The 2550-nt window shown below is 71.2% G+C and carries 4 protein-coding genes; all 4 read right to left on the reverse strand.

Annotated features, from left to right (window positions below; genetic code table 11):
* Positions 1-688: GvpL/GvpF family gas vesicle protein (locus tag ABZ885_RS39300; RefSeq protein WP_360199712.1), on the reverse strand; the 688-nt coding region annotated here is incomplete at its 3' end.
* Entirely contained in the window at positions 685-1125 is a 441-nt protein-coding gene (gvpJ, locus tag ABZ885_RS39305) for a gas vesicle protein GvpJ (RefSeq protein WP_360199714.1), read from the reverse strand. The genes gvpJ and ABZ885_RS39300, both read right to left, overlap by 4 nt.
* Positions 1126-1130: 5 nt before the next feature.
* Positions 1131-2324, reverse strand: coding sequence for an SRPBCC family protein (locus ABZ885_RS39310; RefSeq protein WP_360199716.1), 1194 nt, complete (start codon positions 2322-2324; stop codon positions 1131-1133).
* Between the two features lie 15 nt (positions 2325-2339).
* The coding region (locus tag ABZ885_RS39315; RefSeq protein WP_360199717.1) for a hypothetical protein at positions 2340-2550 on the reverse strand (211 nt) is incomplete at its 5' end.

Here is a 2550-nt window from a genome sequence, read left to right on the forward strand (position 1 = left end):
CGGTGTACGGCGCCAGCGCCCAGATGCCCAGCTGGAAGCTGTCCATCTGCGTCGAGACGGCCCTCACCAAGCACCTCGGCGACGTCGGCAGGGAGGCCTGCGCGGCCAACGGTGCCAGCGCCCTCATCAGGTGCTCGGTGTCGGCCTGTGCGCGGGCGGTCAGCTCCTGGGAGACGAGTTCGCCGAGCTGGATCCGCCGGTTGCGGCCGGTGTCCGCGGGCAGGGCGGCGATTCCGTCCCGCAGGCGGGCGATGTCCTCGCGCTCCGCGACGATCTCCCGCAGCACTCCCTCCTGCCGGTAGGTCCCGCGGACGGTGAACTGCGCGAGTCCGGAGAGGTTCTCGAGCGCGGCAAGGAACTGCTGCTCCTGCGGTTCGAGCAGGCCGTCGGCGACCGCCTCGACGCCGCTCAGCACCGCGCCGAAGCGCATCGGCAGGACCGGCGTGCGGGCGGCGGCCAACGAGTCCAGGACCCTGGCGTGGCCGATCAGGTCCTTGGGCGTGCCCAGCGGCCGGTCGCCGTCGACCTCGCTGACCACGGCGGCGATCCCGCGGTGGCGCACCAGGGTCACCTGCGACGGCGGGTCGCCGACGCCCTCGACGTCGTAGGGCTCGGCGGTGCCGGCCGGGACGACGCCGTACACGTAACAGGCCGGTGCGGCCCGGTCCGGCGGGACGGTGGCGTTCATCGCTCACGCTCCCTTCGTGCGGCGGCAGGGCGCGGCCGCCGCTTGGGCCGCTCGTGCGCTGCTTCCGGTTCCTCCTCGTCGTTGCCACCGCGGGCGCGGCCGGTCGCCACGTTCGCCGTGTCCTTCATGCTCTCAAGGGCGCCGCGGCTCCTGTGGCGGGCACCGCCTCCGTTCCTGTCCTGCACGAGCTCCGGCAGCCCCTCGCTCCTGCCGTCCTCCAGGTCCAGCCGGTTGACGGCCTCGGCGAAGCGCAGATAGGTGTCCACGCCGGCCGCCACGACGCGTGTGTCGATGGTCAGAAGTTCGATCCCCACCAGGGAGACCCGCACGTAGACGTCGATGACCAGGCCCTTGTCCAGGATGAGGTCGACGACGTCCGCCAGGCCGCTGGACGAAGGGCGGTCCAGGTAGGGGCTGGTACGCGCGGCAGGGGTCACCGGTCTCACCCGCTCCGTGCGAGGGCGCGCCGGGAGCCGCGCCGGGCGGGCTCCTCATCGGTCTCGTCCTCGTCGTCGTACGCGTCCTCGTCCTCCTCGTCGTCCGCGTACTCGTCCTCGTCCCGGGGCTCCTCGTCCCAGTCCGCCTCGGCCTCCTCCGGGGGGAGCTCCTCCCCGTCGGCGTACGCGTCCTCGGCGTAGTCCTCGTCGCCGCCCTCGTCCTCGTCGCCGCCCTCGTCCTCGTACTCCTCGTCGTCCGCGTACTCGTCCTGCGGCTGCTCCTCGTCGTCCTGCGGTTCCTCCTCGCCCTCCGGGGCCTCCTCGTCGTAGTCGTCCTCGGGCTCCTGCGACTCCTCGCCGCCCTCGTTCTCGTCCTCCAGGGCATCCTCGTGGGAGCGCACGACCTCGCCGTCACGGATCTCGCCGCGCCAGCCCTCCACGCCGTCGGGGTCGAGGATCGTCCTTGTCATCACGTGGCGGCGGAAGTGCTTGAGTTCCAGGCGTGTGCGCCGTCCCTGGGCCCGCCAGATGTTGCCGGTCCGTTCGAACAGGCCCTGCGGGCGGTACTCCAGCACCAGGAGGATCCTGGTGAGATTGGGGGCGATCTCGTGGAAGGTCACCGTGCCGTCCGCCGAGCCCTTCTCGCCCTTGGACCGCCACACGATCATCTCGTCCGGGACCTGCTCGACGATCGTCGATTCCCAGGTGCGGTGCGACAGGAAGATCCCGGCCTTCCAGGTGAGCTTCTCGTCGGAGGTCTGCTCGACCCGTTCGAGGCGCTTGGTGTACTTGGGGAAGTCTTGGAACTGGGTCCACTGGTTGTACGCGACCCGGACGGGGACGCCGACGTCGATCGCCTCGACGATGTTGGTGACCTTGATCTTCTTGCCTCCGCCACCGCCCTTGCCGCCCCCGCCGAGCTTGCCGGCCACGGCATGCTTCAGTCCGGCGGCACCGACCCCGAGCATCGTCTTCACCATCGAGGGCCTGCCGGCCCCGTCCCCGCCGCTCGTGCCTCCGTTCTCCACGAAGCCGACGAGCCGTTCGGTGACGTCCCCCACCTTGTCGGTCGCCACCGCGACCGCACGCTCCGCCAGGGCCGACATCAACTCGCGGCTCTGCTCCTTCAACCGGTCGGTCGGCAGTGCTTCGAGCACATCGCCCAGCCCGGAACTCGTCTGATCAGACTGCTTGGCCATCTGGCTCACCCCTGCTTACGCGACGATGTCCGGGTGCCGGCGCTCTTGCGGGCCGATGTGCCGCCCGTCGCCTTCCGCGCGGACGACGAGGCCGTCTTCTTCGCGGCCGTCGTACTCTTGCGCGGCGCCGCAGCCTTCTTCGCCGGGGCCTTGCTCGCGGTCTTCTTCGCCGCCGCCGGACGTGTCGTGGTGCGCGAGGCCGTCTTGCGCGCCGTGCCACCGCCGG

Origin of the sequence: Kitasatospora sp. NPDC047058 (assembly GCF_040643935.1) — a bacterium.
In the GTDB taxonomy this organism is placed as follows: Bacteria; Actinomycetota; Actinomycetes; order Streptomycetales; family Streptomycetaceae; genus Kitasatospora.

Coding starts and splice junctions, on each gene's coding strand:
- ABZ885_RS39310 (WP_360199716.1), bottom strand. CDS start 2,324: ATGGCCAAGCAGTCTGATCAGACGAGTTCCGGGCTGGGCGATGTGCTC.